At 71.3% G+C, this 13,874-nt stretch carries 15 protein-coding genes and 1 pseudogene; 8 read left to right on the forward strand and 8 right to left on the reverse strand.

Annotation, left to right across the window (positions count from 1 at the left end):
- Position 1: 1 nt before the first annotated feature.
- Genes mftC through mftA form a run of 3 tightly spaced genes read right to left on the reverse strand, consistent with a single transcriptional unit; the run spans position 2 to position 1,567 of the window.
- The gene (gene mftC / locus ABZU76_RS08825; protein WP_354866572.1) at positions 2-1,195 is read right to left on the reverse strand and encodes a mycofactocin radical SAM maturase; all 1,194 of its coding nucleotides are present in this window, start codon (positions 1,193-1,195) and stop codon (positions 2-4) included.
- Positions 1,195-1,482: a mycofactocin biosynthesis chaperone MftB gene (gene mftB, locus ABZU76_RS08830; protein ID WP_354866574.1), complete on the reverse strand. Its 288-nt coding sequence runs from the start codon at positions 1,480-1,482 to the stop codon at positions 1,195-1,197. The genes mftC and mftB overlap by 1 nt, the downstream gene beginning before the upstream one ends.
- Complete coding sequence (gene mftA / locus ABZU76_RS08835; RefSeq protein ID WP_354866576.1) at positions 1,472-1,567, reverse strand: mycofactocin precursor MftA; 96 nt, start codon at positions 1,565-1,567, stop codon at positions 1,472-1,474. Before mftA ends, mftB begins: the two co-directional genes overlap by 11 nt.
- A 97-nt stretch (positions 1,568-1,664) precedes the next feature.
- Here mftA and mftR point away from each other — a divergent pair, with 97 nt between their 5' ends.
- The 4 genes and pseudogenes from mftR to ABZU76_RS08855 all read left to right on the forward strand — a co-directional run bounded on the left by mftR (position 1,665) and on the right by ABZU76_RS08855 (position 4,716).
- Complete coding sequence (mftR, locus tag ABZU76_RS08840) at positions 1,665-2,312, forward strand: mycofactocin system transcriptional regulator (RefSeq protein ID WP_354866578.1); 648 nt, start codon at positions 1,665-1,667, stop codon at positions 2,310-2,312.
- Between the two features lie 131 nt (positions 2,313-2,443).
- A pseudogene (locus tag ABZU76_RS08845) lies at positions 2,444-3,433 on the forward strand (type III PLP-dependent enzyme); the annotation flags it as partial.
- A 60-nt stretch (positions 3,434-3,493) separates the two neighbouring features.
- Positions 3,494-3,886 (forward strand): adenosylmethionine decarboxylase, encoded by a 393-nt coding sequence (gene speD, locus ABZU76_RS08850; protein ID WP_354866797.1) that lies wholly within the window; start codon positions 3,494-3,496, stop codon positions 3,884-3,886.
- Positions 3,883-4,716 carry a spermidine synthase gene (locus ABZU76_RS08855; protein ID WP_354866580.1) on the forward strand — a complete coding sequence of 278 codons (834 nt, stop codon included), beginning with the start codon at positions 3,883-3,885 and terminating at the stop codon, positions 4,714-4,716. Before speD ends, ABZU76_RS08855 begins: the two co-directional genes overlap by 4 nt.
- Here the strand turns inward: ABZU76_RS08855 and ABZU76_RS08860 are convergent.
- The 3 genes from ABZU76_RS08860 to ABZU76_RS08870 are packed head-to-tail and all read right to left on the reverse strand — an operon-like array spanning position 4,700 to position 7,480.
- Positions 4,700-5,530, reverse strand: a complete 831-nt coding sequence (locus ABZU76_RS08860) for a CoA ester lyase (protein WP_354866582.1) — start codon at positions 5,528-5,530, stop codon at positions 4,700-4,702. The genes ABZU76_RS08855 and ABZU76_RS08860 overlap by 17 nt on opposite strands.
- A complete protein-coding gene (locus ABZU76_RS08865) occupies positions 5,527-6,318 on the reverse strand; it encodes a MaoC family dehydratase N-terminal domain-containing protein (protein ID WP_354866584.1) in 792 nt (263 codons plus the stop codon). Before ABZU76_RS08865 ends, ABZU76_RS08860 begins: the two co-directional genes overlap by 4 nt.
- 1 nt (position 6,319) lies before the next feature.
- Positions 6,320-7,480 carry an acyl-CoA dehydrogenase family protein gene (locus ABZU76_RS08870; RefSeq protein ID WP_354866586.1) on the reverse strand — a complete coding sequence of 387 codons (1,161 nt, stop codon included), beginning with the start codon at positions 7,478-7,480 and terminating at the stop codon, positions 6,320-6,322.
- 86 nt (positions 7,481-7,566) lie between these two features.
- Here ABZU76_RS08870 and ABZU76_RS08875 point away from each other — a divergent pair, with 86 nt between their 5' ends.
- Positions 7,567-8,502 (forward strand): LysR family transcriptional regulator, encoded by a 936-nt coding sequence (locus tag ABZU76_RS08875; protein ID WP_354866588.1) that lies wholly within the window; start codon positions 7,567-7,569, stop codon positions 8,500-8,502.
- A 442-nt stretch (positions 8,503-8,944) separates the two neighbouring features.
- Here the strand turns inward: ABZU76_RS08875 and ABZU76_RS08880 are convergent, their stop codons facing one another.
- Positions 8,945-10,198, reverse strand: a complete 1,254-nt coding sequence (locus ABZU76_RS08880) for an amidohydrolase family protein (RefSeq protein WP_354866590.1) — start codon at positions 10,196-10,198, stop codon at positions 8,945-8,947.
- Positions 10,195-11,331, reverse strand: coding sequence for an aminotransferase class V-fold PLP-dependent enzyme (locus tag ABZU76_RS08885; RefSeq protein WP_354866592.1), 1,137 nt, complete (start codon positions 11,329-11,331; stop codon positions 10,195-10,197). The genes ABZU76_RS08880 and ABZU76_RS08885 overlap by 4 nt, the downstream gene beginning before the upstream one ends.
- 166 nt (positions 11,332-11,497) lie before the next feature.
- Between ABZU76_RS08885 and ABZU76_RS08890 the strand changes: the two genes are divergently transcribed.
- The 3 genes from ABZU76_RS08890 to ABZU76_RS08900 all read left to right on the forward strand — a co-directional run bounded on the left by ABZU76_RS08890 (position 11,498) and on the right by ABZU76_RS08900 (position 13,867).
- Positions 11,498-11,725: a DUF3311 domain-containing protein gene (locus tag ABZU76_RS08890; RefSeq protein WP_354866594.1), complete on the forward strand. Its 228-nt coding sequence runs from the start codon at positions 11,498-11,500 to the stop codon at positions 11,723-11,725.
- A 9-nt stretch (positions 11,726-11,734) separates the two neighbouring features.
- Positions 11,735-13,240, forward strand: coding sequence for a sodium:solute symporter family protein (locus ABZU76_RS08895; protein ID WP_354866596.1), 1,506 nt, complete (start codon positions 11,735-11,737; stop codon positions 13,238-13,240).
- A 90-nt stretch (positions 13,241-13,330) separates the two neighbouring features.
- On the forward strand, positions 13,331-13,867 hold the full coding sequence (locus ABZU76_RS08900; RefSeq protein ID WP_220239646.1) for an XRE family transcriptional regulator: 537 nt from the start codon (positions 13,331-13,333) through the stop codon (positions 13,865-13,867).
- Positions 13,868-13,874 lie beyond the last annotated feature (7 nt).

Consider the following 13,874-nt stretch of genomic DNA (forward strand, 5'->3'; position numbering starts at 1 on the left):
CTCAGTGCCCGAACCCGGCCAGCGGGCTCTCGTCGCAGGCGCGCTCCGGCGGGCGCCGCAGGCCGATGGTGACGGGCACCGGGCCGGTGCGGCGCCGGGAGGGGGCGCCGCGGTGCGAGTGATCCAGCGACGGCTTCGGCGCGCTGCCCGGCGCGACCCCGGCCAGCGCCAGTTCCCCCTGCCCCCGCACGCATTCCGGGTCGGGGCCGTCGAGCGGCAGGCCGGTGAAGAACTTCGCCGCCATGCAGCCGCCACGGCAGGAGTCGTACGCGGAGCACGACGTGCACGCGCCCCCGGTCTGGGGACTGCGCAGCTCGGCGAACAACTCCGAATCCCGCCACACGGAGGCGAACCCGCCGTCGGAGCGGATGTTGCCGGCGAGGAACGTGTCGTGGATGGCGAACGGGCAGGCGTAGACGTCGCCGACCGGGTCGACCAGGCACACCACGCGGCCGGCGCCGCACAGGTTCAGCCCCGGCAGGCCGCCGTCGCCGTACCCGGCGAGATGGAAAAACGAGTCGCCGGTCAGCACGTTGGCACCGTTCGCGACCAGCCAGTCGTAGAGCTCGCGCTGCTGGGCAGCCGTCGGGTGCAGCTCGTCCCACACGTCCGCGCCACGGCCCGAAGGACGCAGGCGCGTCAGGCGCAGCTGGGCGCCGTAGCGGTCGGTGAGCTCCTTGAACGCGTCGAGCTGCCCGGCGTTGTGCCGGGTGACCACAACGGACACCTTGAAGTCCGCGAAACCCGCGTCCCGCAACCGTTCCATGGCCCGCACCGCGGTGCGGTACGAGCCCGGGCCGCGCACGGCGTCGTTCACTTCCTCGGTAGCGCCGTCGAGGGAGATCTGCACGTCGACGTAGTCGCTCGCGGCGAGCTTGCGCGCCACCTCGTCGGTGATCTTGATGCCGTTGGTGGAGAACTTCACGCCCACGTGGTGCTCGGTCGCGTAGTCGACGAGCTCCCAGAAATCCGGGCGCACCGTCGGCTCACCGCCGCCGATGTTCACGTAGAAGACCTGCATCCGCTCGAACTCGTCGATCAGCGCCTTGCACTCGGCCGTGCTCAGCTCGCGCGGGTCCCGCCGCCCGGACGAGGACAGGCAGTGCACGCACGACAGGTTGCACGCGTAGGTCAGCTCCCACGTCAGGCAGATCGGCGCGTCGAGCCCGTACTGGAACTCCTCCACCAGCGACATCACACGCTCCTCGGGCGGATCATCCGCGACGCGGCCAGCGTGGCCAGCGCACCGCGGTAACGGGGCAGCTCGGCCGGGGCCACGCCGGCTTCCGCGCAGGCCGCGCGGGCGGTCGGCTGCTCCGGCAGGGCTCGCACCACGGCCAGCAGCGTCGGGTTCTTCAGGAAGGACAAGCGGCGCGTGCCGAAGTGGTACAGCAGCGCGCCGAACCGCTCGGGCCGGACCGACACCTGGGCGTCGAGCTCCCAGGCGCCGTCCAGCTCGAACGGCGCGGGGTCAGTAGACACCGCACATTCCGTCGATCGAGACCTCTTCGACCAGCAGGTCTTCGACCACGTCCGTGGCCTCGACCTCGGCGGTGGTGTCGTCCATCAGGACCTCCTTCGATTTTCGTCACCTCGCGACGAATATCAGGGAGAGTAACGTCACCGCGTGACGAAAGACAAGACTCCCGACGAACGGTCACCCGATGAGCACTGACGCCCCCGCCCCTCGCGCCTCCCGCCGCGGCCGGCCGCCGGGCACGAGCGCCCGCGAGCTCGAGGTCATCGCCCTCAGGCTGTTCACCGAGCAGGGTTTCCACGAGACCACGGTCGAGGAGATCGCGTCCGCGGCCGGCGTCACCAAGCGCACGTTCTTCCGGTACTACGACACCAAAGCCGACGTGCTGTGGAACGAGTTCGACCACGAGGTGGCCACGATCCGGTCGCTGCTCGCCGCGGTGCCCGAAGACCTGACCGTCATGGAGGCCGTGCTCCGCGCCGTGCTCGAGGCCAACCACTACAGCGCCGAGGACGTGCCGGAGCTGCGCAAGCGGATGAGCCTGATCAGTACCGTCCCCGACCTCGCCGCCAGCGCCACCATCCACTACGACGCCTGGGAACGCGCCGTCGCCGATTTCGTCGCCCGGCGCACCGGCCAGCCCACCGACTCCCTGTACCCGCTCACGGTTGGCCGCTCGGTGCTCGCCACCTGCCGCGCCGCCTACGAGCGCTGGTCCGCGCGCGCCGACGCCGACCTCACGGTGTACCTGGAGGCCGCACTGAAAGCCCTGGCCGCCGGGTTCGCCGACCCCGTGCTGACCACCGAGCCCGATCCGCCGGCCGAGCGCGTGTGAGGCGTGCCGAATCCGGCCCGGCACCAGCGAAAACACCCCTATACTCGGCGCCTGTGATCGACGTCCGACCGCCGGCGCCGGAACGAGCTCGGGCGTTCCTGGACGACCGGAGACCCCCGACACCCTGCCTCGTGATCGATCTCGACGCGGTGCGAGAAAGCCATGACCGGCTTCGCGAGGCGCTGCCCGACGCGCGGATGTACTACGCGGTGAAGGCGAACCCGGCACCGGAGATCGTGCGGTTGCTCGTCCGGGCCGGCGCGGGCTTCGACGTCGCCGGCCGCGAGGAGATCGAGCTCTGCCTCGCCCAGGGCGCACGCCCCGAGCTGATCTCGTACGGCAACACCGTGAAGAAGGCCCGAGACATCGCGTTCGCGTTCCGGGCCGGGGTTCGCCGGTTCACGTTCGACAGCGCCGAGGACCTCGCCAACCTCGCCGAGCACGCGCCCGGGTCGACGGTCTCGTGCCGCGTCCTCGTGGACAGCTCCGGCTCGCAGACCCCGTTCGGGCAGAAGTTCGGCTGCGCCCCGGAGATGGCGGTGGACCTCCTCACGCGGGCCGCCGCCCTCGGACTGGACCCGGAAGGCGTCGCGTTCCACGTCGGCTCGCAGCACCTCGACCCGCGGGCGTGGGAGACCGGGGTCGCCACCGCCGCGAGGGTGACGCGCGAGGTGGCGGCGCGCGGTGTTGCGTTGCGCGGCTTGAACATCGGCGGCGGGCTGCCGGGCCGGTACACGACCACGCCCCCGCCGCTCTCCGAGTACGCGGCGGCCATCCGGGCGTCGATCGCGCGGCACTTCCCCGTCGCGCCGGACCTCGCGTTCGAGCCCGGCCGGGCGGTGGTGGCCGACGCCGGACTGATCCGCAGCGAGGTCGTGCTGGTGTCGCGCAAGTCCGTGACGGACGAAAAACGCTGGGTGTACCTGGACATCGGCCGGTACAGCGGGCTGGCCGAGACCGAGAACGAGGCCATCGCCTACCGCCTGGAGACCGCGCTCGACGGAACTCCCGATGGCCCGGTCGTCGTCGCCGGCCCCACGTGCGACGGCGACGACGTGCTCTACCTTCGCACTCCGTACCGCCTGCCGCTCGGGTTGACGGCCGGTGACCACGTCGACATCCTGAGCACGGGCGCCTACACGCAGAGCTACTCGTCGGTGTCGTTCAACGGGTTCCCGCCGTTGAAAACGTACTTCGTCGGCGGAGAACCCGAGGAGATCGGCGAGTTCGCCGGCCGGCACGTGCTCGCCGAGTTCTCGGGTGTGGCGGCCGAGCTGCTCGACGACGTCGAATTCCTGTGCGACAGCTTGGCACGCGCGTTGCGCAAGGCCGGCGCGACCGTGCGCGAGGTGACGTCCACGCGGTTCGACCCGCAGGGGGTGACCGTGGTCGCGTTGCTGTCGGAATCGCACGCGTCGATCCACTCCTATCCCGAACGCGGGTCGGTGTTCGTCGACGTGTTCACGTGCGGGCGCCGCGCGGACCCCGAACTGGCTGTGCAGCTGTTGCAGGACATGCTCGGCGCGACAGCGGCCAGGACCAGCACCATCCACAGAGGACAGGACGCACGGTGAACATCACGGAATCGGTCGGCGCGGGCCTGACGAGAGCCTGGCAGGTCTCGGACGTGCTCGTCGACACCCGCACCGACTACCAGCACCTGGTGATCGGCAAGACCGCCCAGGGCATCTCGTTGTTCTGCGACGACGAGCGGCAGAGCACCGAGCTGAGCCAGCTCGTCTACCACGAGGCCCTGCTCGTGCCCGCGCTGCTGCTGGCCGCCGAGGTGAACCGCGTGCTGGTCGTCGGGTCGAGCGAAGGTGTGGTGTGCCGGCTCGCGGTGCAGGCGGGCGCGTCGGTCGTCGACCACGTGGACATCGACGCTCAGGCGGTGCGGCTGTGCGCGCAACACCTGCCCTACGGCTACTCGGTCGCCGAGCTGGCCGCGGCCGAGCGTGGTGACGGCGCGATCCGCGTGCACTACGCCGACGGCTGGGAATTCATCCGCGCCTCCACCGAGAAGTACGACATCGTGGTGGTCGACCTGCCCGACGAGCAGGACGGCACCGACGCGCAGCACAACCGCTTGTACGGCACGGATTTCCTGCGGTTGTGCCGGAACCTGCTCGCTCCCGGCGGGGTGGTGGCCTACCAGGGTGGCTGCCCGACGCTGTGGCGCAACTCGACGCTGGTGAAATGCTGGCAGCGGTTCACGGAGGCGTTCGCCTCGCCGGTGTACTTCGGCTCGGACGAGCACGAATGGGCGTTCCTCTTCGGCACCGAGCTCGACGCGCCGGTGGACACCATGGTGCGGCGCTGGGCGACCCTGCCGTACCGCCCGGAGACGATCGACGAGCCGACCCTGCGCGGATCCACGGTGCCGCCCGTCAGTCTCCGCCGCTGATCTGCTGGTGCTCCCCCGCCCGCGCGAGGAGGCGCTGGGCACGAAGGACGACCGGCCGGTCGATCATCTGTCCCTCGTGGACGGACACGGAGCCGTCGCCCGAGGCGGCGAGGATCGCCCGGGCCCAGCGAAGGTCCTCTTCGGATGGAGAGAAACCCCGGTTCACCGCGGCGATCTGACGCGGGTGCAGGCACAGCTTCGCGGAGAACCCGAGGGTGACCGCCTCCGCCAGGTCCGCGTCGAGGGCGGCGCTGTCATCGAGCGCGGTCGTCACCCCGTCGATCGGGGCCGGGCGGCCGGTGACCGCAGCGGCCACGACCACGGCGGAACGGGCGTACCGCAGCGCCGTGTGCGAGGTGTGGTCGACGCCCAGCTGCGCGGCGAGGTCGACGCTGCCGAAGGCGGCCCGGACCACGCCGGGCACGGCGCAGACCGCTCCCGCACCGACGATCCCGGCCGCCGTTTCGAGCAACGGGACCAGCCCGGTGCCCGCCGGGAGCAACCGCGCGACCTCGGCGAGCCCGGCGGCGTCCTCGGCTTTGGGGACCATCACGGCCGCCGCCGCACCGACCGCGGCGACATCGTCTTCGAACCACGGCGTGCCCGGGGCGTTGATCCGCACGACGGCCGGGTGACGGGCCGCCAGCCAGTCGTGCACGTGACCGCGGGCCGCCGCCTTGTGGCCGGCGCCGACGGCGTCCTCCAGGTCCAGCACCACGACGTCGGCGCCGCTCGCCTCGGCCTTGGCGAAGCGGTCCGGACGGTGCCCGGGCACGAACAGGAACGACCGTGCGGTCGCGATGCGCTCGTTCACGGCGAGCTCCGCAGCGTGCCGGTCGCGGTCTGCCGGCCGAACCGGTCGCGCACGGACGTGGTCCCGGAGTCCGCCCGGACGATCAGGCCCTGGTGGTCGAACAGCGGGGCGACCAGGCGGTACTCGAAAACCGCGACGCCTCGGCTGCCGCGAGCCCGGGCCGCCTCGGCCATGGCGAGAACCTGCAGGGGCCCGTGTGTCAGCAGCCCGGGGTAGCCCTCGACGTCGCGGGCGTAGTCGCGGTCGTAGTGGATGCGGTGGGCGTTGAACGTCAAGGCGGAGAACCGGAACAGCAAGGTCGGCGTGATGGCGATCGACCACTCGTCCGGCGCCGCCGGCACGACGGGACCGTCCTCGGTCGTCGTGGCACCGCCGAGCGGCCGGTAGACGATGTCCTGCTCCTCGTCGACCACGACCTGGCCGGCTTGCACGATCTGGTGGCCCACGACGACGAAGGTCAACGGCCCGGACCGCCCCTGTTTGTCCTGTGTGGACAGGACCGTCGACCGCCGGGTCGCGGGCTCGCCGCAGCGCAGGGCGCCCCGCGTGCGAACGCGGCCGCCCGCCCACATGCGCCGCCGGCCCGGGGCCGGTGGTGCGACGACGGTGTTGCGGACCGGGTGCCCGTCCGGTCCCAGATCGGCCTGGGCCGGTCGGTCCAGCAGGTAGAGCCAGTGCCACAGCAGCGGAAGTGCCTCGCCGCCGTCGAGGTCGGGCACGGGGACGTCCAGCAGTGCGCCCAGGGCCTCGGCCGGCCCGGGCACGAGGAGTTCGGTTTGCTCGGTCATCTCACCTCGACTGGATCCGGTGGCGGGCGACGAGCTGGCGCGCGATCACCGTCCGCTGGATCTCGTTGGTGCCCTCGCCGACGATCATCAGCGGCGCGTCGCGGAAGTAGCGCTCGACGTCAAACTCGGTCGAGTAGCCGTAACCGCCGTGGATGCGCACGGCGTTGAGCGCGACTTCCATGGCCGTCTCCGACGCGAACAGCTTCGCCATCCCGGCTTCCAGGTCGGCGCGTTCCCCGGAGTCGTAGCGGCGGGCGGCGAAGTGCACGAGCTGGCGCGCGGCTTCCAGCTTGGTGGCCATGTCGGCGAGGTAGTTGCCGATGGACTGGTGCTGCCAGATCGGCCGGCCGAAGGTCTCGCGCTCCTGCGCGTACCGCAGCGAATCCTCCAGTGCTGCGCGGCCGACGCCGAGCGCCCGGCAGGCGACCTGGATGCGGCCGATCTCCAGCCCCCGCATCATCTGCGCGAAGCCGGCGCCCTCGGTACCGCCGAGCAGCCTGGACGCCGGCACGCGGAAGTCGTCGAACGCCAGCTCGCAGCTCTCCACGCCCTTGTAACCGAGTTTGGGCAGGTCTCGCGACACGTGGAACCCGGGGCCCGGCTCGGCCAGCAGGATGCTGATGCCGCGGTGCGCCGGCTCGGCGGCGGGGTCGGTTTTGCACAGCAGCGCGATGAGGCCGGACTTGCGGGCGTTGGTGATCCACGTCTTCGAGCCGTTGACGACGTACTCGTCGCCAACGCGGCGCGCGATCGTGCGCAGGGCTTGCAGATCGGAGCCGCCGCCCGGTTCGGTGAGGGCCATGGTGGCGCGCAGCTCGCCCGTGGCCATTCGCGGCAGGTAGGCGTCCTGCTGCTCGGGTGTCCCGTAGGCGACGAGGAGCTTCGCCACGACGGTGTGGCCGCCCATCGCGCCCGCGAGGCTCATCCAGCCGCGGGCCAGCTCCTCGGTGATCGCCGCGTAGCACCGGGCGGAGACCTGCGACTCGCCCCAGGGCTCGGGGATCGCGAGGCCGAACACGCCCATCGCCTTCATCTGTTCGATGAGCCGCTCGGGGTAGGTGTTGGCGTGCTCCAGTTCCTGCGCGACGGGCCGGACTTCCTTGTCGACGAACTCCGCCACCACCGAGACGATCGCCGCTTCGTCCTCTGTCAGCCCGTCCATCGGACTATCATCAAACAGAATGACCGCAGGACGGAAATAACAGTTCGTGATGCCGCCATCTGTGGCCGGCATGCCTCGGGAGCGCCATGGACCTCAAGCAGCTCAAAGCACTCGTCACCGTGGCCGAGGTCGGCAGCGTGACGCGCGCCGCCGAGCTGCTGCACTTGGTGCAGCCGGCCGTGACCCGGCAGATCAGGACGCTGGAACACGAGCTCGGCACCGCGCTGTTCGAGCGCACCCGCCAGGGCATGCGGCCCACCGAGGCCGGAGCGCGCCTCGTCGAGCGGGCCCGGCGCGCGCTCACCGAGCTCGACCGGGCGCGCGCCGAACTGACGCCGGCTGGCGGCAGCGTGACCGGGATCGTCACCGTGGGCCTGCTCGAGAGCTCCGCGGAGCTGCTGGCCGAGCCGTTGGTGTCGACGATGGTGCGCGAGCACCCGGGCATCGAGCTGCGCGTGCTGACCGCCTACTCTGGGCATCTGCAGCAATGGCTCGACGACGGTGACCTCGACCTGAGCCTGTTGTACAACCTGACCAGCACGCCGTCGTTGAACGTCACCCCGATGGCCCGCGAGCAGCTGTGGGCCGTGGCGCCGGTCGCTTCCGGGCTCCGCCCGGACCAGCCCGTGCCGCTCGCTGTCGCGGCCGAGCACCCGCTCGTCATGCCGGCACCAGGGCACGGTCTGCACACGCTGATCACGACCACGGCGTCGAGGGCGGAGGTCGAGCTCGACGTCGTGATCCAGACGAACTCGATGCCGTTGCAGAAACAGCTCGTGCGGGCCGGGCACGGCTGGACGATCCTGCCCGCCGTCGGCATCGCCGGTGATCTGGACGCGGGAACGCTGAGCGCGGCGCCGTTGTGCACGCCGGAGGTGTGGCGGTCGGTCGTGCTCGGCGTGCCGCGCAGCGGGCGCACGTCGGCGGCGGTGGAGGTGGTCGCGCGAGAGCTGGTGGAGCAGGTGCGGGCGGCTGTCCACAGTGGCCGGTGGCCGTCGGCTCGGCTGCCGGAGGGGCTGTGATCAGCCGTTGGCGGTGAGGCGGTGCCGGGCGCGTTCGGTGCGGTGGCGCAGCAGCACGGCGCAGTCGGGTGCCCCGCACGCCGCGGCATCCGTCGGCCGTTGCTGCGCCCGCGCCGACCAGGATCACGTCGGCTCGGTCGCGGATGAGGTGGTAGACCTCCTGATCCGCGGTAGGGGCGAAGCCACCGGAACGAACGTCCACTGTGGCCGCGCCGTTGACGCCGGCCACGAAGTTCATGCGTGTTGACGGCTCGGTCAGACCCCCGAAGAGCAGCCCCCCGTCCTGGTCGAGGCACGCGACGGCGTCCAGATCATCACCATCAACCGGCCTCACGCCCGCAACGCCCTCACCGGCGCGGCCGCCCAGGGAATCGCCGCCGCGGCCGGTTCGTGCGCCCCGAGAGTAGTAGCGACGAGTACTCACACCGGTGGGGTCACAACCTCAGGAAGGTCGGCCCGCACCCTCCGTCATGGTGCGCCGCAAGCGTTCCCGCTCGCGCTCGTCCGCCACGTCGGTCCGGGGTGGGCGAGGGAGATGGCGGCGGCCCGCGGCCAGCACGAACCGGGGCCGGTGCAAGGTCGACAGGTCTTCGGTCGGGTCGCCGGCCACCGCGATGAGGTCCGCGCTCAGTCCGGGCGACAAGCGGCCGGTGACGGTGGACAGCCCGCAGACCGACGCGGCGACATCGGTGGCGCTCGCCAGGACGCCGCGGGGCGACATGGCGGTTTCGGCCAGCAGGTCGAGGCCGTCGGCGTAGCGGTCGAAGTGGACGAGGGGGATGCCGGCGTCCGTGCCGGCCACGATGATCGCGCCGAGGGCCACCAGCCGGCGGAGGTTGTCGAGCACGGTGTCGCGTTCGTCCCAGGGGCAGAAGTACTCCGCGGCGGTGCAGGCGGAGTTCATGGTGGGGCTCACGGCGATGCCGCCGGCGACGATGCGGGCCGCGATGGCCGGGTCGAAGCAGGTGCCGGTTCGGGTGACCCAGCCGCAGTGTTCGATGCAGTCGACCCCGGCCGTGACGGCGCGGTCGATGCCTTCCACGCCCAGGGCGTGGGTGGTCACCGGGAGGCCGAGTGCGTGGGCCTCGGTCACCAGCGCGGTGAGCTCCGCTGTGGTGTAGCGCGCCTCCGACGGGTGGCTGCCGGGGGTCATGAACCCGCCGGTGGTCATGACCTTGATCAGGTCGACGCCGTCCTCGGCGTGGCGTCGCACCCGCATCCGCAGCTGGGCGACGCCGTCCGCGGCGCCGCCCATGGACTCGGCGTGGCCGCCGGTCACGGTGATCGGCGCGTTCGCGGCGAGGATCCGGGGCGCCGCCTCGGGCAGGGTCGGCAGGAGGTCGCGGATCTCCGTGCCGAGGGTGCCGGGTGCGCCGAGGTCGCGGGCGGTGGTGACGCCGGCGTCCAGCAGCCGGCGGGCGTTGGCGATCATGCGGTGGCGCAGGGCGTCCTCGTCGTCCGGCCCGGCGAGGGTGACGGCGCCCGCGGCGGGGTCGAGGGACAGGTGTACGTGGCAGTCGATCAGGCCTGGCATCAGCGTCGTGTCGCCGAGATCAGTGGCGTCGTCGGCGCGCGGAGCCGAAGCACGGGGCCCGGCGTAGGTGATCAACCCGTCCTTGACGCACACCGCAGCGTCCTCGATCAGCGGCGCCGCCGAATCGGTCAGCAGCCGGGCGGCCGTGTAGATCCCGGTCATGCCGACCGCCGGTACTCCGCCAGCGCCGCGCAGAACGTCTCGACGTCTTCGCTGCTGTTGTAGTAATGGAACGCGGCCCGCAGGATCGACCCGCGCGGCGACGTGACGATCCGCCGCTCGGCGAGGAACCGGCCCAGCGCGTCGGGATCGGCGTCGACCAAGGCGACCTGCGGCCCAGGGCGGGCGTCGGGCATCGGGAGGCTCAGCACCTCGCCGGCCTCGGTCAGCCGCGCGGTGGCCTCCTCGACGAGACTCGCCACGTGCCGCCAGCGGGCCGCCGGGTCCACCTCGGCCAGCACCTGAAGCCCGGCCTGCGCCGCGTACACCGGGGGAATGCCCGGGGTGCCGGACTCGAAGCGGCGCGCCGCGGCCGGCCCGTCGAGCGCCACCGGGTCGAAGCCGAACGGGTCGGTCCGGCCGAACCAGCCGGTCATCGTCGGCCGCTGCTCGTCCTCGACGCCGGCGCGCGCGTACAGCGCGGCGACGCCGGGCAGCCCGAGCAGGTACTTCAACGTGCCGGTCACCAAGTAGTCGCAGTCGATCTCGGCCACGTCGACCGGCACGACGCCCGTCGCCTGGTACGCGTCGACCAGCACGCGCGCTCCGACTTCGCGGGCCAGCTTGGCGATCTCGTTGACCGGCTGCAGCGAACCGTTGGTGTAGAGCGCCAACGGGATCGACACCAGCCGCGTCCGCTCGTCGATCTGCGCGCGGTAAGCCTCGACCACGCCGTGCTCGCGCATCGACGCGTCGTCGACCCAGCGCATCTGCCCTTCGCCCGGGCGGCACGCGTGCAACACCTGGCCGACGCTGGGGAACTCGGCCGCCATCGACACGACGACGTCCTCGTCGGCGAAGCGCAACGCCCCGACGGCCTGGTACGCGGCGTGCGAAGCCGAAGGCACCAAAGCGATCTCGTCCGCGCTCGCGCCGAGGAAGGCCGCGATCGACGCTCGCAGACGCTCCACTTCGGACATCCACGGTCCCCACGGCGCTCCCTGGTCGCGCAGCAGGTACGCGAACTCGGCCAGCGCGGCGGTCACCCTGGTGGCGATGGCGCCCTGGCTGCACGACGCGAGGTGCGTCGTGTCGACGAGACTGGGGAACTGCTCTCGGAACCGCTGCGGGTCCACGAGCCACCTCCGTGCGCAACTTGTGGTCTTGGTCAGTCACAGTGAACATGCGAAAGTCTGGCTGCGCAATACCCGGGATTGCCGATTGACGGAGCAGAGGCCTTCACCCACACTGATGCGAATTCATCGCAGCTGAACACCTCGCCGTGTCCCCTCAGGAGCGCCCATGTCCGAACCCCAGCCCCCGGCCCGGCGCCGGCGGCACTGGTTACTGCTGCTGGTCCCGTTCGTCTGGTGCATCGCCGCCATCCCGCTGGCCAACCGGGTCCACTACCTGTTCGGCTCGATCCCCTTCCTGCTGGTGTGGATGACCCTCGGCGTGCTCGCCGGGTCCGCCGCCATCGGCGCCGTCTACGTCATCGATCGCCGCAACGGCGATCTGGACCGGTTCTAGGAGCACGCGATGGCCCTGATCCTGGCGTTGGTGATCGCGGTCGGCTCGATCGCGTGGGGCACGGCCGCCGCGGCCCGCGGCCGGAAGATGAACCTGCAGGAGTGGTCGGTCGGGAGCCGGCGCTTCGGCACCTGGCTGTTCTGGTTCCTGATGGTCGGCGAGACGTTCACGACCTTCGCGCTGCTGGGCGCGTCCCAGAGCGTGTTCAGCAACGGCGCGCCCGGCTACTACGTGCTGGGCACCATGGTGCTCACCGCGGCCGTGGGCTACTGGGTCGTGCCGCGGATCTGGCGCGCGGGCAAGCAGCACGGTCTGGTCACCATGGGCGACTACTTCACGACCCGGTTCTCCGCGCCCTGGTTCGGCGGCCTGATCGCCGTGTTCGGCATCATTTCGCTGCTGCTCTACGCGCAGGTCCAGTTGACCGGCCTCAGCCTCATCCTGGGCAGCCTGTTCGGCAACAGCCTGCCGTCGCTGGCCTACGTCGTCGCCGGCGGCGTGCTCGTGGCGGTGTTCGTGCTCGTCGGCGGGATGCGCAGCGCGGCGTTCACCGCGGTGGTCAAGGACGTGCTGCTCATCGCGGTGCTGCTGGTGATCGCGGTCGGCGCGGCGAGCGCGGCCGGGGCGAGCGGGCCGATCGGGGTGTTCGACACCCTCAAGGACACTCAGCCGCACGCGGCCACGCTGCCCGGCATCAAGGGCACCGCGGCGACGAACACGTGGTGGTGGATGAGCTTCCTGCTGATCACGCCGCTCGGTTCGTTCGCGCTGCCGCACATGTTCCAGGTGTCCTACACCGCCAAGGACGTGGCGACGATCCGGCGCAACCAGGTGATCCAGCCGCTGTACTCGCTGTTCTACGTACTGATCGTGTTGATCGCGCTGGCCGCGGTGCTGGCCGTGGGGAACCTGCCCGACAAGCAGGCCAACGCGTCGCTGCTGATCTTCGTCCACGACAACTTCCCGAGCTGGGTGATCGGGCTGCTCGGCGGCGCGGGCATCCTCGTCGCCCTCGTGCCGACCGCGGTGCTCGTGCTCACCGCCAGCAGCCTGTTCACCCGCAACGTGGTGGGCGGCATGTCGAAGAAGCTGGCCGGCTCGCTCACGATCTCCCGGGCCGGCGTGGTGGTGTTCACCGCGATCGTGGTGCTGCTCGTGGCGCAGAGCAGCTCGAAGCTGCTCAGCGTCATGACCAACGTGTACAGCGCCGTCGGGCAGCTGGCGCCCGCGCTGTTCCTCTCGATGCTGTGGCGGCGGGTCACCGCGGTCGGGCTGGCGGCGGGGGCGGTGTGTGGCGGGCTGATCGTCGGCGTGCCGCAGCTGGGTGCGCTCTTCGCGCACACGGTGCCGCCGGGCACCGTCATCGGCCTGCCCGCCCTGATGGTCAACCTCGTCGTCACGGTGCTGGTGAGCCTGGTGACGCGACCACCGGCCGCGGCGGCGATCGACGCCGGGACCGGGGACAGCGCTCCTGCCGAGGGCAGGGAGCCCGTCGGTGAGGCCGCGCTGCATTGATGAACGCTCCGGGCACCTTCCGGTCCCGGGCGTGCGCGCCCGGGACCGGACACACCACGGCTCGACTGGCCGGCAGACGATAATGGCCGGATGACCATGACTCGGATCCGTGAGTTCCGCACCCTCCGGGGCTTGACCGTCCGCGAGCTGGCGGACCGGGCCTCGGTGTCCACCGGGCTGATCAGCCAGGTCGAACGCGGCGTCACCGACCCGAGCCTGGAGACGATGCGGCGGATCGCCGAGGTCCTCGAGGTGCCGCTGTTCAGCCTCTTCCAGGACGGCGAGCACGACACCGTCGCCGTCATCCGGCGCGAGAACCGGTACCGCATCTCCTCACCGCACCACGCGATCACCTACACTCGCGTCTCCCCCGGCGGCGCGAAGCTCGAGGTGCTCGAAGGCCAGCTGGAGCCGGGCTCGGTGTCGGCGGACACGCTGCGCTCCCACCCCTCGGAAGAGTGCGTCGTGGTGCTCACCGGCCGCCTCACGGTCGAGGTCGGCGACCAGGTGCACGTGTTGAAGACGGGCGACAGCTGCCACTTCGACTCGAACATCCCCCACCGCTTCCGCAACGACGGTCGGACGAGTGCGCGATTCATGGTGAGCGTGACTCCGCCGAGCTACTGACGAGGGG

This window comes from Amycolatopsis sp. NPDC005232 (assembly GCF_040607795.1).
GTDB lineage: Bacteria > Actinomycetota > Actinomycetes > Mycobacteriales > Pseudonocardiaceae > Amycolatopsis.